Here is a 21,981-nt window from a genome sequence, read left to right on the forward strand (position 1 = left end):
CCGGGCGCCGTTCCCGGCCATAGCGTGGCGATCGTTCCCGCACGGTGCGGACGGCACGTGACCCGGTGAAACGCAGTCATGTCCGTCGCGGAGTACGGCAGGCCCCGGTCGGCGCGGAGCCCCTCCACGGGGGTGGGGGGCTCTGGAGCCCATCGACAGGCGTCACATTCCGCGCTCGGCGCCGCCGGGGAGCGTGCGGCCCCCGGCCCCCGTGGCAAGGCGGAGCGCGTGTTCCACCGGGCCGCGGCGCAGCGGGGAGTCCGCCCAGATCCGCTGCCAGGCCCACGTCAGGGCCAGCGCCGTGCCGCTGAAGCCCAGCCAGGCGGACCAGGACGCGGCGCCGTGCGCCGGACCGGCCAGCACCAGCGCGTGGACCACGTACGCGCTCAGCGCCATCGCCCCGAGCACCGCGAGCGGGCGCAGCAGGCGCACGCCCGGCCGGTGCCGGGCGGCGAGCGCGCACAGGCCGATCAGGGCGCACCCCACACCCGCGTTGCCGAGGGTCTCCAGCGGGGTCTGGCTGTACGGATCGGCCACCAGCAGCCAGTCCCAGGAGGTGCTGGGAACGGCGCCGAACTGCCCGCTCAGCACCTCCCGTACGGGGTCGGCGGCGGCCAGGGCCTCCGGGTGGTGGACGGCTATCGCCTCCAGCAGCCGCTGCCGGGACCCGAACACATGGGAGGCGAGCCAGGCGGAGCCGTATCCGGCGACCGCCGCCGCCGTGCCCCATCCCGCCATCCGCCGGGCCGCCGCCCGCTCCCGCACGTCGAACAGCCGGGCGAGGGCCATCCCCGCCAGGACGTACGGGAAGTAAGTGGCCAACGGATACGCCCCGGTGAGCAGCAGCTCGCACACCACCGTGCCCAGCCCGGCCCAACTCGCCAGGTCGGCGCCCTCCGGAACCAGGCCCCGGCCGGACGACCCGTACCCGAAGACGGGGCCCAGGAGGAAGGACAGCAGCGGCCCCACCACCACGGAGCTGCCCGCCACGGCGGCGAGCACCGGTGTGGACAGCCGGGTGAAGGGCTCGGCGGCCAGGAAGTACACGGCGAAGAAGGCCAGGATGACCAGGATCCCGGGCCACAACGAGGCCAGGAACAGCCCCAGTACCGCGAGTACGGCGCACCGGATCAGCAGCGGACGCCAGCGCCGGTCCCAGCCTGCGGGCTGCCGCACCGCGTCCGGGCCGCGCTGGGCGAGGACCAGGGAGAAGCCGGCGAGGAGGGTGAAGAGCGCCGGGGCGCGTCCGTCGGCCGCGACGAGGATGTAACCGGCGCCCTCGGGCCGCGGGCCGGGGCCGACGTGCACGGCGAACATGCCGAGGACGGCGATACCGCGCACGGCGTCCACCCCGGCCAGCCGGCCGCGGCCGCCGCTCCCGCCGGTTGCCGGGGCTACGGGTGAAGCCGCGGCTTCCGTGGGGGAAGCGCGTCGCATGGGGGATCTCTCCTCGGTCCGGCCGGTGCGTGCGGTGAAGTGGTCGGACCGGCGGTTTTCATGCCGCCAGTCCGCCAGCGGAAGGTACCAAGGACGGCATAACCGCGTAATAAGGAGGTATAGGGGTGGCAAAGGCGAGGGTCGGAGGCCGCGGCGCACGGCCGCCGTAACCCGGGGGCCGCGCCCGCTGTTGCACAGGCGGCGGGTCCACCCAAGGTGAACGGAGTCCGATGCCGCAGCTGACCGACCAGGGCGCGATCGACCAGGCGGAGATCGAGCAGACCGAGACCGACCAGATCGCGATCGAACAGGCCGACACCGAGCGGGTCGGGACCGAACGGGTCGACACCGAGCGGGTCGAGATCGAACAGGCAGAGACCGAGCGGGTCGAGACCGAACAGGCCGAGACCGAGCGGGTCGAGACCGAACGGGCCGCGTGCGACCGGGCCGCGCCCGACGGTCACGAGCGGGCGGGCACCTGGATGACCCCCGAGGAGTACGGCGCCTCGCGCGCCGCCGTGTGGACCGCGGCCGTCGTCCTCGTCACCGACACCGACGGCCGGATCCTCGTCCAGAGCGTCGACTACCGCGCCGACCGGCTGCTCCCCGGCGGAGCCGTGGACGCGGGCGAGGCGCCCTCCGCGGCCGCCGCCCGCGAACTGCGCGAGGAACTCGGCATCGACGGCCGCTATCCGCGGGGCCTCGCCGTTGACTGGATTCCGGCCGACACCCCCGGCTTCCCGCCCGAGATGCGCTTCCCCGGCGAGATCCTGCACGTCTACGACGGCGGGACCTGGACCGCCGAGCGGATCGACGCCGTCCGCCTTCCGGAGCAGGAGATCCTCGGCATCCACTTCGCCGAGCCGGCCGACCTGCCCGCTCTGATGGACGCGGGCGACGCCCGTCGCGCGCTGTCCGCCCTGCGTGCCCGCATCAACGGCTCCGGCACCGCCCTGCTGGAGAACGGCCGCCCCACCGCGCCGACCGCCCTCGACCGGCTCGGAGTGCTCCGCACCCGGCGGACCCCGCAGCACGGTACCTGGCACCCGGGGCCGGTCCCGGCGCCGTTGCCCGTACGGGACCACCGCGGCTGGCTGTTCGGCCCCGACGGCCGGGTCCTGCTCCTGATCGCCCGGGCCACCGGTACGGCCCATCTGCCGCCTCCGACGGCCGGATCGACCACCGGGGCCGTCCCGCTCGGCTACCGGCACGCCGGTCAGGGCGCCCACGCCCGTACCGCGGCCCGCCTCACCGGCCTCCCGCCGGCCGCGGACCCGTCGTACGCCCGGCTGCTGGCCACTCCCGAACAGGTCCGCGAGCTGAGCGACTGGGGCCCGGCCGGCGCGGAGGAACTCGCGGCGGTGCACACGGCCCGCGCCCGTCTGTCCCTCCCCGTCCCCACCCGGACGCCGCCCACGGAACTCCCGGAGGACGGCGTGCGCTGGTGACGCGGGCGGGCGCCGTTCCGGCCTCGGCAGCCGCCATGATCGGGAAATCCGGCGTCCGCCGTCCCCGGTCCCGCAGCATGGGGCCATGAGCGACAGTGCGATCACCTACACCCTGTACATCCAGGCCGATCCCGCCCGGGTCTGGCAGGCTCTCACCGACCCCGCCCTCACCCGCCGGTACTGGGGCCTGAGCTTCGAGACCGACTGGGCGGTGGGCTCGGCGATGGACTGGGTCGAGCGCGGGGCCCGCACCAGCGACCCCGAGCAGGTGGTCCTCGACTGCATCCCGGACCGCGTGCTCTCCTACACCTGGCACACCTTCACCCCGCAGTGGGCGGCCTCGGTCGGGATCGCCGAGGAGCTGCGGGCCGAACTGGCCAAGGAGCGGCGCACGAAGGTGACGTACGAGATCGAGCCGGTCGGCGAGACCCTGGCACGGCTGACCATCCTGCACGAGGGGTTCGAACCCGGCGGCACCCTGATCGGCATGTGCGGGCGGGCCTGGCCGATGCTCGCGTCGAGCCTCAAGACCCTGCTGGAGACCGGGGCCCCGCTGCCGGAGCCCGAGCACGAGGGCGGCCAGGGGGCCGGCGGTCACGAGGCGCACGAGACGCGTCAGGACCGCGGGCCGCGCGAAGGCTGAACCCGCGATGACTCGACCGCCGGATGTGCCGCGGCTGCGGGCCGCCGCGCGACGTCGTCCGTCCCCGCCCGTCGGCGGGGAAGGACGAACACCGGATGGCTCCGGAACGAGGGGGAATCAGTTCTCGGCGGCCCGAGGCTCCATGGTGCCGGGTGGCATGCCGCCCAGCGGGTCCGGTGTGGCTTCGGGTGGCTCCATGACATGGAAGGCCGGTTGGCGCGCGGGCAGCAAGAAGGTGCCCGGGAGCCTCAACGCGGACGGCGGGCAAGTCAGTTGACGATGCCGCGGCGGCAGATGAGGCCACCATGAGAAGCCGTTGCCATACCGATCATGGAGTCTGTCGATCGAACGGGAGTCTCGATCGGGTGATCGCGGGCCCTGCCCGGCATGAGAGCAGGGCCTGGCGATATATGGGGAAAATCCAGGGGAGCGGACGGCCGCGCGCTGCTACGGTCAGGCGTCATGAGCTGGCTTCCCGATGACTTCGTCCACCCCGTCCTGGTACCGCTTCCGGGCGGCGGCCATCACCTGCGGCCGATCCGGGAGGCGGACACCCCGCTCGACTATCCGGCTGTGATGGGTTCGCGCGAGCGGCTGTGGACCATCTTCGGCCCCGCCTGGGGCTGGCCCGCGGCCACCATGACCTACGAGGCCGACCGGGCCGACCTGTTGCGGCACGAGAAGGAGATCGCCGCACACCAGTCCTTCAACTACGCGCTGTTCGACGCGGCGGAGACAGCTCTGCTCGGCTGTGTCTACATCGACCCGCCGGAGAGGGCCGGCGCGGACGGCGAGATCTCCTGGTGGGTGGTGGACGAGCTGGTGGGCAGCAAGGTCGAGCAGGCCCTCGACGCGCTGGTGCCGCAGTGGATCGCCGCCGACTGGCCGTTCGAACGGCCGCGCTTCCTCGGCCGCGAGATCTCATGGTCGGACTGGCTCGCCCTGCCGGAGCATTCCGACACGTAAGTGGTGGTTGCCCGTACCGATCTCGAAGGCTGTCGATCGAACGGGAGTCTTGGTCGGGTGACCGCGGCGGTTTCCGCGCGTGAAAGCAGGGCCTCCAGGTAGCTCGGGGTGCGATCCCATTCCGAGTGGTTCACGGAGGCCCTGTTGTCCTTGTTGTACGTTCCCGAGCATGTTGACTTCAACTCGCCCGCCGCGTCGTGCGATTGCCTCGCGCACATGTACGGCAACGCGGCCGACCATCCGGACCGGGTGCGCCGGTATCCGTCGGACATGACGGACGGGGAGCGGGCCTTCGACCGCAGCCCCTCGACCTTCGCCGGCGTCGCGTCAAGGCCCAGCTCCACCGCGATCTCCTTGGCCCGAAACGGTCCGTGGCCCGTGGATCGCTGCCGTTCCAGCACGCCCAGAATGCGCTGATGGTCCGGCGCCAGAACCGTCACCGGCAGCCCTTCCCGCCAGGGCGGCACCGTTGAGCCCGGCACCGGCGCGAGCGACAGCACCGCTTTCTCCTCGGCCTCGGTCCCGGGGGTGGTCTCGGCAGCCGAGGCTGCCAGGGCCTCGACCAGCCCTTCCCGCGCGATCACCCGCCGGTCCAGCTCGATCTCGGCGGCCTCCAACACCTCCGCCGACCGGGCGACTTCCTCCCGTAGCCCCTCCACCCGCACACGGGCCGCCGTCTCCCGCTCCTCCAGCATTCCCGGCACCGACGCCATCGCGCACCCCTCGCTCACGGAGCGGAAACAAGACGCCGGACGTCTCTCTCATTCCGAGCTACACCTGTCTGGCCAGCAGAGATCAACGGATCACGTTCGGTGGGATACGGCTTTCTGAGCTTGACGTTTAACCTCGCTCGTCACCCGACCTGTCGATCTGCGGTTCTTCCCGGGACAGCGGAGGCATGGGATAAACGACGGAGATCCTGGACGCGGCGGCCGAGGGGCGGTTCCCGCCACCGGAGGGCGCCACCACCGTGGTCCCGCAGGAGAATCGGCGCGACGCGGGCGTCATCGCCTTCACCGCGCACTCCGTGGTGTTCACCGACGAGGACCCGGACTGGGTGAGGTCCACCCTCGCCGCCCTCGACTGCGACGCGCTCGCGGCCACCATGAACGCCCGCTTCCGGGCCGCGCCGCTGAACCGCACCGGACGGGTGCGGCGGGCCCTGAAGCGCCGTGACGACGTACGGGTCTGGTCGGCCGACGGCGGAGTCCTCGTCCCCGGCGGGCAGCCGGTCTGGTCTCAGCAGGCCACCGGCAACGCGCGCAGCATCCGCGGCTTCCAGGCCGCCGGGTACCGGCCGGTCGGCGCGGAGTCCCTGCTGCCGGCCCCGGCAGGCCGCGGAACGGCTTGACGGCACCCTGACGACAGGCCGTTCACCGAGGTCGTGTGGAATGGGTGTCATGGGGAGTGGAAAGAAGCAGCAGCGGCCTGCGACAGGCATGCCGGAGCGGGTACCGATGAGCCGTTCCGGCGCCGCCACGCCCCCGGAGCACTGGCGCTACGGCCGCCACCTGGAGGCGCTGGCCGTCGCGCCGGGGGAGAGCGCCGAAGCCGAGGCCGTGGCCGCCGTGCTCCGCGATCCCGATCCGGTGATGGCCGAGAGCGCCGTGGTCACCCACCTCGACCGCAGGGCGGCGCGGCTGCTCGCCGACGAGGCCTTCCCCGCCTGGGCCCGGGCGATGGCCGACGCGCTCGCGGGGCGGGCGTTCCCCGAGCGCCGGCTGCGGGAGTGGATCCTGCTCAAGGCCATCACCCGAGGCGAGTCCTGGTCCGCCGCGGAGCTCACCGCGGCCTCCGACTGGTGCCAGCGCACCGCCGCCCAGTCGCTCACCTCGTACGAGGCCCTGCGCCTGCTGGCCACCGGCGCCCGCACCCGCCGCGTCCGCAACGCCGCCGCGGTCCGCCTGCGCAGGCGCACCGCCGTCTGAAACGGCCGGCAGCGCCGCGGCCCGGGCCGTCAGGCGCCCCGGCGGACCCGGGCCGCGCGGCGGGCCTCGGCCTGCTGCCGGGCCTCCACCGTCTTGCGGGACTCCTTGCCCTTCCCCGGCCGGCCCGGCCGGGTGCCGATGCCCCGGAAGCCGAGGTCCGACCCCGAGGGCCGGCCCTTGGCGTCGGTCGGAGCGGAGCCGGCCAGCGGCACGCCGGGGGCGGCCTTCGCGCCGGTGATCCGGCTCAGCGCCGCCTCACCGGACCTGACCTGCGTGATCGTCGGCCGGATCCGGGCGTCGGCCATCAGCCGGACGATGTCCCGGCGCTGGTTCGGGGTGACGAGGGTGACGACCCGGCCGGTCTCGCCGGCGCGGGCGGTGCGGCCGCCCCGGTGCAGGTAGTCCTTGTGGTCGGCGGGCGGGTCCACGTTGACCACGAGGTCGAGGTCGTCGATGTGGATGCCGCGCGCGGCGACGTTGGTCGCGACCAGGACGGTGAGCTCTCCGGTCTTGAACTGGGCCAGGGTCCGGGTGCGCTGCGGCTGCGACTTTCCGCTGTGCAGCCCCTCCGCCCGTACGCCCATGGCCCGCAGGTGCTTCACGAACTGGTCGACCCCGTGCTTGGTGTCGAGGAACATCAGCACCCGGTTGTCCCGGGCCGCGATCTCGGTGGCCGCCGAGATCTTGTCGGCCGCGTGGATGTGCAGCACGTGGTGGTCCATCGTGGTCACCGCGCCCGCCTGCGGATCGACGGAGTGCGAGACCGGGTCCTTCAGGTACTGGCGGACCAGCTGGTCCACATTGCGGTCCAGGGTCGCCGAGAACAGCATCCGCTGCCCCGCGTGGTGCACCTGGTCCAGGATCTCGGTGACCTGCGGCATGAAGCCCATGTCGCACATCTGGTCGGCCTCGTCGAGCACGGCGATCTTCACGCGCTCCAGGTGCACGTCCCGCCGCCCGACCAGGTCGCTGAGCCGCCCCGGGGTGGCCACCACGACCTCGACGCCGGTGCGCAGGGCGCTCACCTGCCGCCCGATGGACAGTCCGCCGACCACGGTGGCCATCCGCAGTTTCAGGGCCGCCGCGTACGGCTCCAGTGCCTCGGTCACCTGCTGCGCCAGCTCGCGCGTGGGTACGAGGACCAGCGCCAGCGGGCGCTTCGGGTCAGCCTGCTGTCCCGCCGTACGCGCCAGCAGGGCCAGGCCGAAGGCGAGGGTCTTGCCGGAGCCGGTCCGCGCGCGGCCGAGGACGTCCCGCCCGGCCAGTGCGTTCGGCAGCGTCGCGGCCTGGATGGGGAACGGCTCCTTGACCTCCAGGGAGGCCATGGTCGTCACCAGCTCAAGGGGCAGGTCGAGCTCCGAGAACGACTCCACCGGCGCCAGGCCCGGCACCTTCGGCTCGTGCATCGTGAACTCGCCCTGCGGCCCGATGCTCCGGGGGGTCTTGCCGCCGGACTTGGCTCCGGGCCGGGCACCGCCCTTCACACCGAAGCGTCCGTGAACTGACGGGTTCCTCATGCAGGGCCTTTCGAAGCAAGCAGCAGATGGGGGAGAAGAAGTTGGTCAACCGCCCATGGTACCAGCGGGACCTACGCCTCCCCGGTGTCCAGCTCCCCGGAGCGCACCTGGGCGCAGTGGGTGCGGACCTCGACCGCGGCCCGCTCGAACCAGTCGGCGATCACGGCGACCTCGTCGGGGGTGTAGTCGGCGAACAGGGCGCCGAGCCGGTCGTAGAACGGCTGGTAGACCGCGACGACCCGGGCGGCGGCCTCGGGCTCGGCCACCACCCGTACCCGGCGCCGGTCGGCGGGGTCCGGCCGGCGGCGCGCGTACCCGGCGCGTTCGAGGCGGTTGAGGACCCCGGTGACGGCGCCGGTGGTGAGGTCCACCAGTTCGGCGAGGTCACCGGCGGCCAGTGGGGTGTCCCCGGCTCCGAGGATGTGGCCGAGGCAGGTCAGGTCGGTGACGTTGAGCCCGAGCCGCTGCGCCACCTCCTGCTGGCCGACGATGCCCAGGGCGACGTACTGGTCCATGCGCGACATCGCCTCCGCGGCCGTGGCCGGGGGGCGGGGCTTGCCCTCCACGCAGATACTCCTTAGCATCTAAGTTACTTAGCTCGTGAGATAAATGAATTCTCTCTCCGAGCCTACTGCCGACCGTCCGACCAGGGAGAACCATGAGCGCGCACGGCCACGTCGATCTCGGCCACACGGTGGCCGGCTGGACCGGCACCACCCTGGCCCTGCTGGGCTTCGCCGGAGCGGGCGTCTCCGTGTGCGTGGCCCGGACCCCCGGGATCTGGCTCGGCCTCGCCGTCGTCGCCGCGGCCGGGATCGTCACCTGGCTCCTGCACCTCGCCGGCTGGGGCAAGCCGAGCGGGCCCCGCCCGGAGGCCGACTGGGACTGGCGCACCCGGGACACCACCGCCCACACCGGGCACGCCGACTGTCTGGGCTGCAGGGTCAGCGGACCGCGCCGGGCCGCAGCAGCAGCCCCTCGGCCTCGATCCGCCGTGTCCTGGCCCGCCGCGGACAGCAGAGCATGAACACCGTCAGCACCCCGGGCGCGGGGGTCACGTACGACCAGCCGGGGGGTCCTCGGCGAAGCCCGCCGTGCTCTCGCCGGGCAGCCAGTTGCGGGGGCGACGCTCGCCCGCGACCGGAGGACGTACGAAGAGGCCGCCGACCTCGTCCTGGGCGGCGATCACCAGCAGCCCGTTCCTCGTCCGCCGCCGTCCCCGTCACCCGGTCGGGCACCCCGAATGTCGCGAACCCGCTCATGTCCGTCCCCTCTCGAAGGGCTTCCGGAAGGCCTCCGGAAGGAGCTGCTCCCCCTTTTCACGGACAAGCCGACCAGAAGTTCGAATGCGCGCCGCGCCACGGTTGGCCGCGTTCAGCGTGTGCTGTAGGGGACCGTTGGGCAGGATCGAGACGGCCGCATATGCGGCCCGCAGTGGAACGTTGAGAAGGATCAGCCAGATGGCAACAGGCATCGTGAAGTGGTTCAACTCGGAGAAGGGTTTCGGGTTCATCCAGCAGGACGACGGCGGCCCGGACGTGTTCGTTCATTTCTCCGCCATCGCGACCACCGGCTTCAAGTCGCTGGAGGAGAACCAGAAGGTCCAGTACGACGTCACCCAGGGCCCCAAGGGCCCGCAGGCAGAGCAGGTGGTCCCCCTCTCGTAGTGCCGCTTCACGAGCCCGGCCCGTGAGCTGAGCCCCGCCGGTCCCCGGCGGGGCTCTCGCACGTCCGGGGGCCCGGACCGGGCCGCTATCCGGCCCGGTGGAGGGCCAGGAGGAGGCGCCACAGGTGGTCCGCCAGGGCGGGCGGATCGGCGGGGACGGCGCCGTGCAGCCAGTCCGCGAGTACGCCGGTGAAGGCGGCGGCCACCGCCGAGGCGACCAGCTCCGGGCGCGGGGCTCCCACGGCCGCGCGCTCGGCGCGGGCGCGTTCGCGCAGCTCCCGGTGGAGACGGTCGCCGAGCGGGCCGCCACCGCCCGGGAGGAGCAGGGTGCGGTAGAGCGGCCCCCGCTCGGCCGCCCCGGCCAGGAAGGCGGCCAGTTCGGCCGGCGGCCGCGCCGGGGGCAGCGCCGCCGGGCCCGTCTGCCAGGCGTGCAGGGCGTCCACGGCGGCGTGCACCACATCGGCGCACGCGTCGACGGCGAGCGCGGTGAGGTCCTCGTAGTGCAGGTAGAACGTGGCCCGGCCGACGCCGGCCCGGCGGACCACCGCCGCCACGCTGGCCTCCGCGAGCGGTGCGGTGGCGCACTCCGCGAGCAGGCTCTCCCTCAGCCGCGCCTTCGTCCGGGCCGTGCGCGGGTCCGGTGCGCGGGAGTCCGCCGGGCTCACGCGGCCAGCAGCGCCGCGCCGAGGGCGAGGGCGCCGGGCAGGGCCTGTGCGACGAGGATCCGGCGGTTGGCGGTCGCGGCCCCGTACACCCCGGCGACGATCACGCAGACGAGGAAGAAGACCTGGGTGGCGAGCGAGTCGATGACGAGCGACCAGATCAGACCGGCGGCCAGGAAGCCGTTGTAGAGGCCCTGGTTGGCGGCGAGGGGCGCCGTGAGGCGGGCGGTGTCGGCGTCGAAGCCGGACAGCGCGCGGCCCGGCAGGCGCTGCCACAGGAACATCTCCAGGACCAGGAAGTACACGTGCAGCGCGGCCACGAGGCCGATCAGGATCTGAGCGACCGTGTGCATGGCCGCCTCCACTTCTGGGGGCTGAAGGGGTGACTTGAGGGACGCTATTTCCTGGACAACTGTACAGGAATTCTGGTCCGAGCCGTTGGGCAGGCCGTCACCCTGCTGCCGGGCTCAGAGGTTGGCGTCCAGGAACGCCCGGAACTCCTCGCGCGTCATCGGGCCCGCCTGGCTCGCGACCGCCTCGCCGTCCTTGATGAGCACGGCGGTCGGCGCCGCGGTCACCCCGTAGCGCCGGGTCGGCTCGGGGCACCGGGTCATGTCGGTGCGGACGGTGGTGAACCGCGTCCCGTACTCCTCGGTCAGTTCCCCGACCACCGCGTCCATCGCCCGGCAGGCCTCGACCGCCTTCGGCCAGCTGCCGCAGAAGTAGGCGAGAACGGGCCCGGTCGTCATCGACAGGATGAAGTCGAACTCCTGGTTCTCCAGTGGCTGGTGCACCCGACGTGCCATGCGTGTCGCTCCTCGCTCGTACGCCCCCTCGATCGGGAGGGCGGCCCCCATCATCGCCGCATTGTCAGTGGCGCCTGTGAAGCTGATCGGCATGGACGACAGGATGCTCCGGCGCCGGGTCTACGGCGCCGACCACGAGGACCCCGACCCCGGCCCGCGCCCCGACCACGCATACGGCGAACTGGTCGGCGGGCCGCTCGACGGGCTGCTCCTGGACATCACCGGCTGGAGCGCGCCCCGGCTCGCCGAGGAGGCCAGGCTCCCCACGGAGATAGGACGCTACGGAGCGGGCGGCCGTGCCCACTACCGCCGCCGCGCCGGGGACCCGCGCCACTGGGACTGGACGGGTGACAGCCGCTGACGTCCGGTGGCCGTCTGGCGGAAAATCTTCGAAGAATTTCCCGGGAGCTGTCGATCGGGGCGTCTCCCGTTCGACGCAGGGGTGAGAGGCGGGGACAGCCCCCGCCCTCCCGACCGAGGAGTCACCATGCCGCGCTTCCTGACGCTGATCCGCATCAATGAGCAGGAGCTCACCACCGACACCGCGTTCCCGCCCGACTTCATGGAGAAGATGGGCGCCTACATGGAGGAGATCACCAAGGCCGGGGTCATGCTCGACACGGCCGGGCTGCTCCGCACCCCCGAGGGCACCCGGGTCGACTGGTCCGGCGGGAAGATCAGCTACACCGACGGCCCCTTCACCGAGACCAAGGAGGTCGTCGGCGGCTACTCCCTGATCCAGTGCAAGGACAAGGCCGAGGCCCTGGAGTGGACCAAGCGGTTCCTCGAGATCCACCCGGCCGAGTGGAACGTCGGCGCCGAGGTCCGGGAGATCGAGGAGATGTGATCCCGGGGCGTTCGCGCCGCGTTTGCCCTGGCTCGTCACGGCTGCTCTGATGGGTGGCCGTGACGGCAGTGAGTGCGGCCCAGGCGGTCGAAGCGGTGTTCAGGATCGAATCCGCGCGGATCATCGCCGGCGTCGCCCGGATCGTGCGGGACGTCGGCATCGCCGAGGAGATCACCCAGGACGCCCTGGTCGCGGCGCTCGAACAGTGGCCGGAGTCCGGCGTCCCCGACCGGCCGGGCGCCTGGCTCACGGCCACCGCCAGACACCGCGCCATCGACCTCGTCCGCCGCAAGGAGACCTACGCGCGCAAGCTCGCCGAGGTGGGCCGCACCCTGGAGGACGTGCCACCGCCGGCCGAACCGGCGGACCCCGATGACATCGACGACGACCTGCTGCGCCTGATCTTCACCTCCTGCCACCCCGTCCTGGCCACCGAGGCCCGGATCGCACTCACCCTGCGCCTGATGGGCGGGCTGACGACCCAGGAGATCGCCCGCGCCTTCCTGGCCTGCGAACCCACCGTCGCCCAGCGGATCGTCCGGGCCAAGCGGGCCCTCGCCAAGGCCGGGGTCCCCTTCGAGGTCCCGTACGGAACCGACCGGGAGGCACGCCTCTCCTCGGTCCTCGAGGTCATCTACCTGATCTTCAACGAGGGCTACTCGGCCACCGCCGGGGACGATCTCCTGCGCCCCGCCCTCTGCGAGGACGCGCTGCGCCTGGCCCGCGTCATGGAAGGCCTGATGCCCCGGGAACCCGAGGTCCACGGCCTCGCCGCGCTCCTGGAGTTCCAGGCGTCCCGGACCGCCACCCGCACCGGCCCCGACGGGGAACCGGTGCTGCTCGCCGACCAGAACCGGGCCCGGTGGAACCGCCTGCTCATCGCCCGCGGCGCCCGGGCCCTGAGCCGCGCCGGCAACGGCCCGTACTCCGTCCAGGCCGCCATCGCCGGCTGCCACGCGGCAGCCGTCCGCTACGAGGACACGGACTGGCCGCGGATCACCGCGCTCTACGGCCGCCTCGTCCGGCTGATCCCCTCGCCGGTGGTGGAGCTCAACCGGGCCGTCGCGGTCTCGATGGCCGAGGGTCCGCAGGCGGCCCTGCCGCTGGTCGACGCCCTGGCCGGGGAACCGGCCCTGCGCGCCTACCACTTGCTGCCGTCCGTACGGGGCGACCTGCTGGAGCGGCTCGGCCGGCCGCAGGAGGCCCGGGCGGAGTTCGAACGCGCGGCCTCGCTCACGCGCAACGCGCAGGAGCGCAATCTGCTCCTGCGGCGCGCGGCCCGCCTCTGAGCGCGGGACAACGACCCCCGCGGGCCCCCGGGGTCAGCGGCGCCGGGCGTACGCGGCCACGTCCAGCGGGGTGCCCACCGGCCGCCGCGGCGGGGTCAGCGCGATGGGCCGGCGGAAACCGCCGGAACGGACGATCTCCTGGAGGGTGCGGCGCAGCACCTCCTGGAAGTCGCCCATGGTCCGGCGGGCCGGCGGGGTGTCGACGTAGAGGGAGTTCATGTGCAGCCCGTCCGTGTCCCGCTGGAACCACGAGCAGGCCCCGTTGGCGCGGGCCGACCACACGTGCGTGGTGGGCCGCCACTCCTCGTGGCGCTCGGCGCCCGGGCACTTGCGCATGTCGATGTACGAGAAGAAGTTCACCGGATGCGGCCAGGAGCGGGCGGCGAACTCCTTCGGCGCCAGCAGCTCCCACGCCCGCACGAACGGCACGTCGACATGGCCGATCATCTCGGTGAAGCCGGCCCGCACCGAGGCCATGACCTGGGCGAAATCGCGGCCGGGGGAGGCGTCGAACTCGATGGGCATGGTGTTGACGAACCAGCCGACCGAGTCCGTCCAGGTGTCCCGGCCGCGTTCGCTGACGGGCATGAGGCCCCGGTAGACGCCCGGGCCGCCGGCCTCGCGCAGGCAGACGGCGACGGAGGCGAGTACCCCCATGAAGGGCTTGCCGCCGACCGTCAGGCAGGTCTTCTCGAAGACCTCGGCCTCGCCGGCGTCCAGCAGCAGGGAGGCCTCGTTGACGATCGGGTACATCCGGTCGGGCTCGACGCCCAGGTCGAGCGGGAAGCGGGGGAAGAACTCGCCGGCCGGGCCCATGAAGGCCTTCCAGTAGTCCAGGCGTTCGTCACCGGCGTCGATCGACAGGTAGCGGCGGCGCTGCTCGTCGGCGAAGTCGAGGTAGCTGGGGGCGGGCGGCAGTTCGGCGTCCTCGCCGCGGCACAGGTTCTCGTACGCGGTCATCACCTCGCGGGCGACGATCGGCATCGACATGCCGTCGCAGACGATGTGGTCGAAGGTGAGGTACACCGTCGCGGAGTCCTCGCGGATCACCGCGCCCATGATGAACAGCGGCCAGGCGAGGGTGTCGATGCTCTGCTGGAACCGTTCGACGAGGAATCCGTTCAGCAGCTCGGCGGTCTCGAACGTGCCCACGTCCAGGGGGTCGAGGGCGAGTCCGGCGGGATCGAAGGGCTCGCAGGCCAGCTCGCCGGCCAGCCGGCGGAAGGCGCACCGCAGCACCTCGTGCCGCCGGACGAAGGAGAGCAGGGACTGCGCCAGGGCATCCTCGTCGAGCGGGCCCGCCACCTCGAAGGTGACGGCGACCCAGGACGCGACCGGGTCGTCGGCGGCCCGGCTCTCCTCGGCGACGGTGAAGTGCTTGTCCTGGTTGAAGGACGCCTTCCTGCTCGCCGGATCGTCCGTGGCACCGGCCTCCGCCGACGCGGACCGGAGCCGCCATTCGACCACCCGGCCGGGCGCCACGTGGTGCATTTCCAGAGGAAACTGCCGCATACCGTCATCCCTTCGTCCCCCGGATCAACCCCCAGGCCCTAACGACCCCCGGCCCGGGGAAGTGACGAACCACTTGAACCGGGCCGACGGGCGGGGGCGGGGGAGGGGGGATCGGAGGGAGCCGTGACGAAAGTCGATCAGCGGTCGCCGGTGCGCCGTTCCAGCGGCGTTGCTACTGCCGAGTTGCTCACACTGAAAGTCACGCTGCCGGCCCGGTAGCGGTCGTCGGACCACTCGATCGGGCGACCTGTGGCCGTCGCGGAGACATGCCGCTGGCGCAGGAGCGGGCTGCCGCGCCGCACCGCCAGCAGCCGGGCGTCCTCACTGCCGGCCGGAAGGGCGTCGATGAGGTGCTCGCCGTAGTGGGCGACGATCCCGGAGTCGTCCGCCAGCCCGTCCATGATGGAGCGGCAGTCCTCCGGCATCGCCTCCACGGCCGCCGCGACCCAGTCGGGGTACGCCGTCCGCTCGATCATGGTGGGCTCCCCGTCGAGCAGGCGCAGCCGCAGCACCGCGAGGACCTCCGCGCCCGGTGCCACCGCGAGCCGCTCCGCCTCCTCGGCGGTCGCGGGCCTGCGCGTGCGGGAGAGGAAGCGGCTGGCGGCCTCGTGCCCGACCCCCTCGGCCCACTGGGCGAAGCTGTTCAGCTCGCCGAAGCTGTGCCTGCGCTCATGGCGCAGAACGATCCTCCGCGCGCCCTGCCGGGAACCGATCAGCCCCTCGGCGACGAGGGTGGCCACCGCCTGGCGGACCGTGCCGCGCGACGCGGACCACCGGGCGGCCAGGTCGCTCTCCGAGGGCAGCTGGGAGCCCACGGGGTGCTCACCGGAGAGGATCGCCCGGCGCAGCGCATCGGCGATCTCCAGATATCGGACCGTGCCCATGCCTTCGCCCCCTGGTCGGTGTGTACGGATCACCCCGTCGATTCTGCACTCATGATCATTCCAACATGCCCTGTCACGCCTTGTTCCGGTCATTCTCAGCTCTTCGTCGAGCCGTGCTCCCGGAGACAGGCGCCGTTCACCGTCCGTACAGCGGGCCCGGGCGAACTGGTGCCAACTTGTTCAGACAAGTGAACCCACCCTCGTCTCCGGGAGAGACCGTGCTCAGTTCCTCCGCCCGTCGCGGTGCGGCCGTACTGCTCAGCGCCGCCGTACTCACCACGCTCAGCGCGTGTGGTGCGGCACCCGACCAGAAGTCCGGTGGCGCCGGCGCCACCAAGACCGGCGTACAGCCGGGCGCCGCGGCCTCGGTGGCCGACTTCGGCTCGATGGAGGCCCTCGTCGCCGCCGCGCAGAAGGAGGGCAAGCTCAATGTGATCGCGCTGCCGCCGGACTGGGCGAACTACGGCGAGATCATCAAGGCCTTCGAGGCCAAGTACAAGATCAAGGTGAACAGCGAGAACCCGGACGCCTCCAGCGCCGACGAGATAGCCGCCGTCAAGTCCCGCAAGGGCCAGGACCGCGCCCCCGACGTCCTGGACCTCGGCATCGCCTTCGCCCGCAGCGGCGCCGCCGAGAAGCTCTTCGCCCCGTACAAGGTCACCGCCTGGGACAAGATCCCCGGCTCCCAGAAGGACGCCGACGCCCGCTGGTACAACGACTACGGCGGCTACGTCTCCATCGGCTGTGACGCGGCCCGCATCACCACCTGCCCGAAGACCTTCGCCGACCTCCTCAAGCCGGAGTACAAGGGCAAGGTCGCCCTCAACGGCAACCCCACCAAGTCCGGTTCGGCCTTCGGCGGCGTCTACGCGGCCTCGCTCGCCAACAAGGGCTCCTTCGCGGACATCCAGCCGGGCATCGACTTCTTCGGGCAGCTGAAGAAGAGCGGGAACTTCATCCCGGTCGAGTCCACCCCGGCCACCGTCGAGAAGGGCGAGACGCCCATCTCGATCGACTGGGACTACCTGAACGCCGGCTACGCCGAGCAGTTCAAGGGCAAGGGCGTCGACTGGAAGGTCACCGTCCCCGCCGACGGCGTCTTCGCCCAGTTCTACTCGCAGGCCATCAACGTGGACGCCCCGAACCCGGCGGCCGCCCGCTTGTGGATGGAGTTCCTCTACAGCGCCGAGGGCCAGAACCTCTGGCTCAAGGGACACGCCCGCCCGGTACTGCTGCCCGTCATGACCGAGGACGGCACCGCCGACAAGGACGCCGTCACCAAGCTCCCGCAGGTCCAGGGCACCCCCGCCTTCCCGGCCTCCACGGAGCTCGACCGGGCCAAGGCCACCCTCGCCGAGAAGTGGGACAAGGCACTCTCCTGATGTCCACCTCCGACTCACACGCCGCCGGCGGCACCAGCCGCCGGCGGCGCGGCCCGCGCACCTGGCTCGCGGCCTTCCCGCTCCTCGTCTTCACCGGGCTCTGCTTCGGCATCCCCCTCGGCGCCATGGCCTTCGGCGCGGTCACCCGCACCGACCAGGCGAGCGGCGCCACCCGGCTGACCGGCGAACACCTCACCCGCTCCCTCCAGGGCCCCTACCTCGGCTCCCTGGTCGGCAGCGTCCAGCTCTCCGCCCTCACCGCACTCGTCGGCGGAGTACTCGGCGTCGTGATCGCCCAGGCCGTGGTCACCTCCCGCTCCAAGGGCCTGCGCAGCGCGGCACTGACCGCCTCGGGCGTACTCGCCAACTTCGGCGGCGTACCGCTCGCGTTCGCCTTCATCGCCACCGTCGGCATCTCCGGAGTCGTCACCCAGCTCGCCGATCTCGGCGGCCTCGGCTGGAACCTGTACTCCTTCACCGGCCTCACCGTGGTCTACCTGTACTTCCTGATCCCGCTTATGGTGCTGGTGATCGCCCCGGCACTGGACGGACTGCGCCCGCAGTGGCGCGAAGCCGCCCAGAGCAGCGGGGCCACCGGATGGCAGTTCTGGCGCCACGTCGGCCTGCCGGTGCTCGCCCCGTCCCTGCTCGGCGGGTTCGTGCTGCTCTTCGGCACCGCCTTCGCCGCCCACGCCACGGCCGCGGCCCTCGTCGGCGGCTCCGTACCGCTCGTCACGCTCAAGATCGCGGACGCGCTGGCGGGAAACGTGCTCACCGGCCAGGAGAACGTGGCGCTCGCCCTCGGCCTCGACATGATCCTGATCGCCGGCCTGGTCATGGCGGTCTACCTGCCCCTCCAGCGACGGAGCGCCCGATGGCTGCGATGAACCCACCCGCCCCACCGGCCCAGGCCACCGCGCCCGGCGACCTCCGGGCGGAAGCCCCCACGGACCGGCCGGTGGAAGCGACCTCCCAGCACCCGGCCCCGGTCCCCGCTTCCGCCCCGGCGGGCGCTCCGGCCCGGCAGGGCCGCGGCCCCCGCCGCCCCGGGATCTGGCGCGGAGCCGTCCTCGCCCTCGCCGGCGTCTACTTCCTCGGCCCGCTCCTCGCCTCCTTCGTCTTCACCGTGCACGTGCCCGGCCAGGGGATCACCTTCGAGGCGTACGGCGAACTGCTCTCCGCCGACGGGTTCACCGAGAGCCTGCTGCTCTCCCTCGGCCTCGCCGCCGCGACCATCGCCCTGTCGCTGCTGCTCGCGGTGCCCGCGCTGGTGGCCGTACGCATCGGCTCGCCGCGGCTGCGCCCGGTCGTCGAGGTGATGTGCATGCTGCCGCTGGTGGTGCCGCCGATCGCCCTGGTCACCGGAATATCCACGGTGCTGCGCTGGGGCCCGGAACACCTGTCGAGGACCCCGCTCTACCAGACCTTCATCGCCGTCCAGAACGAGAAGTTCCCCGTCGTGCTGGTCCTCGCCTACACGGTCCTGGCACTGCCCTTCGTCTACCGCTCGCTCGACGCGGGCCTGCGCGCCGTCGACGTGCCGACGCTCGTCGAGGCCGCCCGCAGCTGCGGTGCGAGCTGGCCGTACGTCGTCCTGCGCGTGCTCCTGCCGAACCTGCGGGCCTCGCTCGCCGGCGCCGCCTTCCTCACCCTGGCCCTGGTGCTCGGCGAGTTCACCATCGCCTCCCTGCTCGGGTTCCAGCCGTTCGCCGTGTGGATCGTCTCGATCTCCGGAGCCCAGGCCCGCATGTCGGTGGCCGTCTCCATCCTCAGCCTGCTCATCACCTGGCTGCTGCTGATCGCCCTCTCACGGGCCGGGACCACCCCCTCCACCGCCGCGGCCGCCCCCGCCACCACCTCCCGCAAGGAGTCCTGACCCCCATGCCCACCACCCTCCCCGCGGCCGGGAAGCCGGCGGACCACACCGCCCCCGCGGACCGCACCGAGCAGACGGGCGGCGCACGCGTCGAATTCCGCGGCCTGCGCAGGGCGTTCGGCTCCACCGTCGCCCTCGACGGACTCGACCTGACCGTCGAACCCGGCGAACTCCTCGCCCTGCTCGGCCCGTCGGGCTGCGGGAAGACCACCGCCCTGCGCGTCGTCGCCGGCTTCGAGCAGCCCGACTCCGGCGAAGTGCTCGTCGACGGACAGGACATCACCCGGGTCCCGGCCAACCGCCGCGACGCCGGCATGGTCTTCCAGTCGTACAGCCTCTTCCCCAACCTCAACGCCCGCGACAACGTCGCCTTCGGACTGCGCGTCCGCAAGGTCGGCGCGGCGCAGCGCCGCGAACGCGCCGCCGAACTCCTCGACCTGGTGGGCCTCCCCGACCACGGCGACCGCTACCCGCACCAGATGTCCGGCGGCCAGCAGCAGCGCGTCGCGCTCGCCCGCGCCCTGGCCCTGCGCCCGCGGGTGCTGCTGCTCGACGAGCCGCTCTCCGCGCTGGACGCCAAGGTGCGGGCGAACCTGCGCGAGGAGATCCGCCGCCTCCAGCTCTCCCTCGGCATCACCACCGTGTTCGTCACCCACGACCAGGAGGAGGCGCTGTCGATGGCCGACCGGGTCGCCGTCCTCAACGCCGGCCGGCTGGAGCAGTGCGCCGCCCCGGCCGAGCTGTACGACCGCCCCGCGACCCCCTTCGTCGCCGAGTTCGTCGGCACCATGAACCGGCTGCCCGGACGCCTCGCCGACTCCGGCCTGGTGGAGGTGGCGGGAGCGCGCCTGCCGGTGGACGGCCCGGTGCCCTCGACCCCGGACGTCGAGGTCCTCGTACGGCCCGAGAACGTCACGGCGACCGCCGACGCGCAGGGCACGGCCACCGTGGTCTCCGCCTCCTTCTTCGGCTCCGTGACCCGGCTCCACCTGGAACTGCCCGGCGGAGTACCCGTCAAGGCCGACCTGCCCTCGCGGGACGCGGGAGCCCTGGTGCCCGGTGCGCGGGCCGCCGTGGGACTGGCCGAGCGGCCCGTGCTCGTCGTGGCCAGGTCCGTGTGAGCGCCCTCGCCGCGGTCCTCTTCGACATGGACGGCACCCTGGTCGACACCGAGGGGCTCTGGTGGCGGGCCACCGAGGAGGTGGCCGAGGGCCTCGGCCACCGGCTGACCGACGCGGACGCCCCCCAGGTGGTCGGTCGCGCCGTCGAGGACACGGCCGCACACCTCGTACGGGTCTCGGGAGGGGGAGACCCGGACGAGGTGGGGGCGGCCCTCACCGGCAACTTCTTCCGCCGGGTGGAGGAAGGGGCGCCCATGCGGCCCGGTGCCCAGCGGCTGCTGACGGCGCTCGCGGCGCAGGGCGTGCCCTTCGCCCTGGTCAGCGCGTCCCCGCGGGTGGTCGTGGACTCGGTGGTCGGCGGCTCGCTCGCCCATGTGCCCTTCGCGTTCACCCTGTCCGCCGACGACACGACCCGGACCAAGCCGCACCCGGACCCGTACCGGGCGGCCGCCGGACGGCTGGGCCTCGCACCGCACGCGTGCGTGGCGGTCGAGGACTCGCCGGACGGCGCGGCCTCCGCCGAGGCCGCCGGCTGCGGGGTCCTGGTCGTGCCCTCGTTGCTGGCCGTCCCCGCGTCACCGAAGCGGGTGTTCGCCCGCTCCCTGGAGGAGGCCACGCCCGAACTCCTGCGGAGCTGCCTACCGGCCGGCTCTTAGGAGTGGTTCGGGACGGGGACCGGGGAGGTGGGCGGGTGCCAGGTGCGAATCCAGCCGGCGGTAAGCACCGCCGCGCCGCCTGCCAGGGCGATTGCGCCGCCTGTTCCGATGCCTGCGGCCACCGAGCCGAAGCAGGCCGGGCCGACGCCCTGCAGCGTCATGCTGCCGGAGCCGAGCAGACCGAAGGCCTGGCCCTGGCCATCCTGCGGCAGGGCGTCGAGGAACGGCCGTTGCAGGCCGAGCCCGTAGGCGAATCCGAAGCCGCAGAGCAGCAGCAGACAGGACGAGACACCCACTCCGGGCTCGGCAGCGAAGCCGACCAGCGGCAGTCCCATCAGCGCGATCAACGGGACCACCAGTCGCTCCCGGGTGGGTGGCCGTAGGAGTCGACCCACCAGCAGGTCACCGACAAGCATGCCGACCGGCAGACAGCCCATCAGCACCGCGTACCAGCCGGGCGCGAAGTGGCGTCCTCCCGCGTAGGCGACGATCAGTCCTTCCGCGCCCGCCGCGAACGCGCACGGTAGCCACTGGGCCAGCATCAGTCGTCGCACGGTGCGTCCGCGCAGCAGCAGGCCGGCGCCGTGCAGGCTTGCCCGGACAGCCCCGCCACCATCCCGAGCGCTGCCGGGTGTGCCGCCGAACTCTCCCGGCTGCAGCCGGGGTAGCCGGATGCGGATGGCGAGCGCGCAGCCGAGGTAGAGGGCGGCGCTCACCGCGAGTGCCCGGTGCGGGCCGAGTACCGCGACGGCCGCACCTCCCAGCGCCAGACCGAACAATTGCGCGCCGGAGGACGCGATGTTGTTCAGTGAACGGCCCAGTACATAGGCGTCGCCCTCCAGCCACTGCGCGACCAGCCGACTCGATGCGCCGCCGAACACCGGTGTGGCGAGGGCGACCAGCGCCACGACACCGAGGCTCGCCGCGATCGGCATCCGCACCAGGGCGAGCAGCAGGGCGGCGGCGCACTCCAAGGCGTAGCCGCCGGCGATGAGCGCGCGCGGCGGCAGTCGGTCGGCCAGTGAGCCCAGCAGCAGCGAGCCGAACAACTGCGGGAGAAAGCCGATGCCGAAGGCCAGTGCGCTCAACAGCGCGGAGCCGGTGGCCTCGAAGACCAGCACCGAGAACGTGGTGATCCGCAGCGAGCCCGCAGTGATCGCGACGGTGCGGGTCGAGAAGAGCAGCCGAAATCGCGGCTCGGCCAGCACCTCCCGGTAAGTGGCACGGTGGTTGCCCTGCGCGGGTTCGACGGTGGGAGTCATGGCGCCCAGCCTCGCCGTGCGCCCCCGTCACTCCCCAATGATTCGTCGCTGGACGAATCGAAACAGACGTCCCGCGGTA

The 21,981-nt window shown here is 72.7% G+C and carries 25 protein-coding genes; 15 read left to right on the forward strand and 10 right to left on the reverse strand.

Annotated elements, in window-relative coordinates; all coding sequences use genetic code 11:
* Positions 1–162: 162 nt before the first annotated feature.
* Positions 163–1,437 carry a DUF418 domain-containing protein gene (locus tag ACZ4VT_RS31055; protein WP_467954679.1) on the reverse strand — a complete coding sequence of 425 codons (1,275 nt, stop codon included), beginning with the start codon at positions 1,435–1,437 and terminating at the stop codon, positions 163–165.
* 230 nt (positions 1,438–1,667) lie between these two features.
* Here ACZ4VT_RS31055 and ACZ4VT_RS31060 point away from each other — a divergent pair, with 230 nt between their 5' ends.
* From ACZ4VT_RS31060 to ACZ4VT_RS31080, 5 genes are all read left to right on the forward strand, one after another.
* A complete protein-coding gene (locus ACZ4VT_RS31060) occupies positions 1,668–2,885 on the forward strand; it encodes an NUDIX domain-containing protein (RefSeq protein ID WP_467954681.1) in 1,218 nt (405 codons plus the stop codon).
* Between the two features lie 85 nt (positions 2,886–2,970).
* Positions 2,971–3,528 (forward strand): SRPBCC domain-containing protein, encoded by a 558-nt coding sequence (locus ACZ4VT_RS31065; protein ID WP_362809556.1) that lies wholly within the window; start codon positions 2,971–2,973, stop codon positions 3,526–3,528.
* 462 nt (positions 3,529–3,990) lie between these two features.
* Entirely contained in the window at positions 3,991–4,494 is a 504-nt protein-coding gene (locus ACZ4VT_RS31070; RefSeq protein ID WP_467954683.1) for a GNAT family N-acetyltransferase, read from the forward strand.
* 916 nt (positions 4,495–5,410) lie between these two features.
* Positions 5,411–5,845 carry a hypothetical protein gene (locus ACZ4VT_RS31075; protein ID WP_467954738.1) on the forward strand — a complete coding sequence of 145 codons (435 nt, stop codon included), beginning with the start codon at positions 5,411–5,413 and terminating at the stop codon, positions 5,843–5,845.
* Positions 5,846–5,951: 106 nt separating this feature from the next.
* Complete coding sequence (locus ACZ4VT_RS31080; protein ID WP_467954685.1) at positions 5,952–6,422, forward strand: hypothetical protein; 471 nt, start codon at positions 5,952–5,954, stop codon at positions 6,420–6,422.
* A gap of 29 nt (positions 6,423–6,451) precedes the next feature.
* Here ACZ4VT_RS31080 and ACZ4VT_RS31085 read toward each other — a convergent pair whose 3' ends face one another.
* Together ACZ4VT_RS31085 and ACZ4VT_RS31090 are read right to left on the reverse strand one after the other, a co-directional pair.
* Positions 6,452–7,939 (reverse strand): DEAD/DEAH box helicase, encoded by a 1,488-nt coding sequence (locus ACZ4VT_RS31085; protein ID WP_467954687.1) that lies wholly within the window; start codon positions 7,937–7,939, stop codon positions 6,452–6,454.
* 71 nt (positions 7,940–8,010) lie between these two features.
* Entirely contained in the window at positions 8,011–8,505 is a 495-nt protein-coding gene (locus tag ACZ4VT_RS31090) for a MarR family winged helix-turn-helix transcriptional regulator (RefSeq protein ID WP_362809549.1), read from the reverse strand.
* Positions 8,506–8,597: 92 nt separating this feature from the next.
* On the opposite strand from ACZ4VT_RS31090, the gene ACZ4VT_RS31095 reads away from it, so the two are divergent.
* Positions 8,598–8,966, forward strand: a complete 369-nt coding sequence (locus ACZ4VT_RS31095; protein WP_467954689.1) for an HGxxPAAW family protein — start codon at positions 8,598–8,600, stop codon at positions 8,964–8,966.
* 27 nt (positions 8,967–8,993) lie between these two features.
* Here the strand turns inward: ACZ4VT_RS31095 and ACZ4VT_RS31100 are convergent, their stop codons facing one another.
* A complete protein-coding gene (locus ACZ4VT_RS31100) occupies positions 8,994–9,128 on the reverse strand; it encodes a hypothetical protein (protein ID WP_467954691.1) in 135 nt (44 codons plus the stop codon).
* A gap of 271 nt (positions 9,129–9,399) precedes the next feature.
* Between ACZ4VT_RS31100 and ACZ4VT_RS31105 the strand changes: the two genes are divergently transcribed.
* Entirely contained in the window at positions 9,400–9,606 is a 207-nt protein-coding gene (locus tag ACZ4VT_RS31105; RefSeq protein ID WP_351290928.1) for a cold-shock protein, read from the forward strand.
* 85 nt (positions 9,607–9,691) lie between these two features.
* Here the strand turns inward: ACZ4VT_RS31105 and ACZ4VT_RS31110 are convergent, their stop codons facing one another.
* The 3 genes from ACZ4VT_RS31110 to ACZ4VT_RS31120 all read right to left on the reverse strand — a co-directional run bounded on the left by ACZ4VT_RS31110 (position 9,692) and on the right by ACZ4VT_RS31120 (position 11,073).
* Positions 9,692–10,270, reverse strand: coding sequence for a TetR/AcrR family transcriptional regulator (locus tag ACZ4VT_RS31110; RefSeq protein WP_467954694.1), 579 nt, complete (start codon positions 10,268–10,270; stop codon positions 9,692–9,694).
* Entirely contained in the window at positions 10,267–10,620 is a 354-nt protein-coding gene (locus ACZ4VT_RS31115) for a DUF1304 domain-containing protein (RefSeq protein ID WP_467954696.1), read from the reverse strand. The genes ACZ4VT_RS31110 and ACZ4VT_RS31115 overlap by 4 nt, the downstream gene beginning before the upstream one ends.
* Before the next feature lie 114 nt (positions 10,621–10,734).
* Positions 10,735–11,073: a thioredoxin family protein gene (locus tag ACZ4VT_RS31120; RefSeq protein WP_467954698.1), complete on the reverse strand. Its 339-nt coding sequence runs from the start codon at positions 11,071–11,073 to the stop codon at positions 10,735–10,737.
* 91 nt (positions 11,074–11,164) lie between these two features.
* On the opposite strand from ACZ4VT_RS31120, the gene ACZ4VT_RS31125 reads away from it, so the two are divergent.
* From ACZ4VT_RS31125 to ACZ4VT_RS31135, 3 genes are all read left to right on the forward strand, one after another.
* On the forward strand, positions 11,165–11,434 hold the full coding sequence (locus ACZ4VT_RS31125) for a hypothetical protein (protein ID WP_351587452.1): 270 nt from the start codon (positions 11,165–11,167) through the stop codon (positions 11,432–11,434).
* Positions 11,435–11,560: 126 nt separating this feature from the next.
* The gene (locus ACZ4VT_RS31130; RefSeq protein ID WP_467954700.1) at positions 11,561–11,920 is read left to right on the forward strand and encodes a YciI family protein; all 360 of its coding nucleotides are present in this window, start codon (positions 11,561–11,563) and stop codon (positions 11,918–11,920) included.
* A 68-nt stretch (positions 11,921–11,988) separates the two neighbouring features.
* Positions 11,989–13,209 carry an RNA polymerase sigma factor gene (locus ACZ4VT_RS31135; RefSeq protein WP_467954741.1) on the forward strand — a complete coding sequence of 407 codons (1,221 nt, stop codon included), beginning with the start codon at positions 11,989–11,991 and terminating at the stop codon, positions 13,207–13,209.
* A 33-nt stretch (positions 13,210–13,242) separates the two neighbouring features.
* On the opposite strand, the gene ACZ4VT_RS31140 is transcribed toward ACZ4VT_RS31135, so the two are convergent.
* Together ACZ4VT_RS31140 and ACZ4VT_RS31145 are read right to left on the reverse strand one after the other, a co-directional pair.
* Positions 13,243–14,721: a condensation domain-containing protein gene (locus ACZ4VT_RS31140; RefSeq protein ID WP_467954702.1), complete on the reverse strand. Its 1,479-nt coding sequence runs from the start codon at positions 14,719–14,721 to the stop codon at positions 13,243–13,245.
* A 137-nt stretch (positions 14,722–14,858) separates the two neighbouring features.
* Positions 14,859–15,605: a GntR family transcriptional regulator gene (locus ACZ4VT_RS31145; RefSeq protein WP_467954704.1), complete on the reverse strand. Its 747-nt coding sequence runs from the start codon at positions 15,603–15,605 to the stop codon at positions 14,859–14,861.
* Between the two features lie 218 nt (positions 15,606–15,823).
* Between ACZ4VT_RS31145 and ACZ4VT_RS31150 the strand changes: the two genes are divergently transcribed.
* Genes ACZ4VT_RS31150 through ACZ4VT_RS31170 form a run of 5 tightly spaced genes read left to right on the forward strand, consistent with a single transcriptional unit; the run spans position 15,824 to position 20,640 of the window.
* A complete protein-coding gene (locus tag ACZ4VT_RS31150) occupies positions 15,824–16,987 on the forward strand; it encodes an ABC transporter substrate-binding protein (RefSeq protein WP_362809523.1) in 1,164 nt (387 codons plus the stop codon).
* Complete coding sequence (locus tag ACZ4VT_RS31155; protein ID WP_467954706.1) at positions 16,987–17,874, forward strand: ABC transporter permease; 888 nt, start codon at positions 16,987–16,989, stop codon at positions 17,872–17,874. Before ACZ4VT_RS31150 ends, ACZ4VT_RS31155 begins: the two co-directional genes overlap by 1 nt.
* Positions 17,862–18,863: an ABC transporter permease gene (locus ACZ4VT_RS31160; RefSeq protein ID WP_467954708.1), complete on the forward strand. Its 1,002-nt coding sequence runs from the start codon at positions 17,862–17,864 to the stop codon at positions 18,861–18,863. Before ACZ4VT_RS31155 ends, ACZ4VT_RS31160 begins: the two co-directional genes overlap by 13 nt.
* A 5-nt stretch (positions 18,864–18,868) precedes the next feature.
* Complete coding sequence (locus tag ACZ4VT_RS31165; RefSeq protein WP_467954710.1) at positions 18,869–19,984, forward strand: ABC transporter ATP-binding protein; 1,116 nt, start codon at positions 18,869–18,871, stop codon at positions 19,982–19,984.
* Positions 19,981–20,640, forward strand: coding sequence for an HAD family hydrolase (locus ACZ4VT_RS31170; RefSeq protein ID WP_467954712.1), 660 nt, complete (start codon positions 19,981–19,983; stop codon positions 20,638–20,640). The genes ACZ4VT_RS31165 and ACZ4VT_RS31170 overlap by 4 nt, the downstream gene beginning before the upstream one ends.
* On the opposite strand, the gene ACZ4VT_RS31175 is transcribed toward ACZ4VT_RS31170, so the two are convergent.
* Positions 20,637–21,902 carry an MFS transporter gene (locus ACZ4VT_RS31175; protein ID WP_467954714.1) on the reverse strand — a complete coding sequence of 422 codons (1,266 nt, stop codon included), beginning with the start codon at positions 21,900–21,902 and terminating at the stop codon, positions 20,637–20,639. The two genes, ACZ4VT_RS31170 and ACZ4VT_RS31175, sit on opposite strands and share 4 nt — an antisense overlap.
* Between the last annotated feature and the right edge of the window lie 79 nt (positions 21,903–21,981).

It is taken from the genome of Streptomyces sp. NPDC029164, from assembly GCF_055563995.1.

What these genes read in the sequence shown, in the direction of transcription:
- ACZ4VT_RS31055 (WP_467954679.1), bottom strand. Translation starts at nt 1,437, where the DNA reads ATGCGACGCGCTTCCCCCACGGAAGCCGCGGCTTCACCCGTAGCCCCG.
- ACZ4VT_RS31145 (WP_467954704.1), bottom strand. Translation starts at nt 15,605, where the DNA reads ATGGGCACGGTCCGATATCTGGAGATCGCCGATGCGCTGCGCCGGGCG.
- ACZ4VT_RS31155 (WP_467954706.1), top strand. Translation starts at nt 16,987, where the DNA reads ATGTCCACCTCCGACTCACACGCCGCCGGCGGCACCAGCCGCCGGCGG.
- ACZ4VT_RS31115 (WP_467954696.1), bottom strand. Translation starts at nt 10,620, where the DNA reads ATGCACACGGTCGCTCAGATCCTGATCGGCCTCGTGGCCGCGCTGCAC.
- ACZ4VT_RS31130 (WP_467954700.1), top strand. Translation starts at nt 11,561, where the DNA reads ATGCCGCGCTTCCTGACGCTGATCCGCATCAATGAGCAGGAGCTCACC.
- ACZ4VT_RS31165 (WP_467954710.1), top strand. Translation starts at nt 18,869, where the DNA reads ATGCCCACCACCCTCCCCGCGGCCGGGAAGCCGGCGGACCACACCGCC.
- ACZ4VT_RS31160 (WP_467954708.1), top strand. Translation starts at nt 17,862, where the DNA reads ATGGCTGCGATGAACCCACCCGCCCCACCGGCCCAGGCCACCGCGCCC.
- ACZ4VT_RS31175 (WP_467954714.1), bottom strand. Translation starts at nt 21,902, where the DNA reads ATGACTCCCACCGTCGAACCCGCGCAGGGCAACCACCGTGCCACTTAC.
- ACZ4VT_RS31085 (WP_467954687.1), bottom strand. Translation starts at nt 7,939, where the DNA reads ATGAGGAACCCGTCAGTTCACGGACGCTTCGGTGTGAAGGGCGGTGCC.
- ACZ4VT_RS31125 (WP_351587452.1), top strand. Translation starts at nt 11,165, where the DNA reads ATGGACGACAGGATGCTCCGGCGCCGGGTCTACGGCGCCGACCACGAG.
- ACZ4VT_RS31070 (WP_467954683.1), top strand. Translation starts at nt 3,991, where the DNA reads ATGAGCTGGCTTCCCGATGACTTCGTCCACCCCGTCCTGGTACCGCTT.
- ACZ4VT_RS31080 (WP_467954685.1), top strand. Translation starts at nt 5,952, where the DNA reads ATGAGCCGTTCCGGCGCCGCCACGCCCCCGGAGCACTGGCGCTACGGC.
- ACZ4VT_RS31095 (WP_467954689.1), top strand. Translation starts at nt 8,598, where the DNA reads ATGAGCGCGCACGGCCACGTCGATCTCGGCCACACGGTGGCCGGCTGG.
- ACZ4VT_RS31105 (WP_351290928.1), top strand. Translation starts at nt 9,400, where the DNA reads ATGGCAACAGGCATCGTGAAGTGGTTCAACTCGGAGAAGGGTTTCGGG.
- ACZ4VT_RS31140 (WP_467954702.1), bottom strand. Translation starts at nt 14,721, where the DNA reads ATGCGGCAGTTTCCTCTGGAAATGCACCACGTGGCGCCCGGCCGGGTG.
- ACZ4VT_RS31060 (WP_467954681.1), top strand. Translation starts at nt 1,668, where the DNA reads ATGCCGCAGCTGACCGACCAGGGCGCGATCGACCAGGCGGAGATCGAG.
- ACZ4VT_RS31065 (WP_362809556.1), top strand. Translation starts at nt 2,971, where the DNA reads ATGAGCGACAGTGCGATCACCTACACCCTGTACATCCAGGCCGATCCC.
- ACZ4VT_RS31120 (WP_467954698.1), bottom strand. Translation starts at nt 11,073, where the DNA reads ATGGCACGTCGGGTGCACCAGCCACTGGAGAACCAGGAGTTCGACTTC.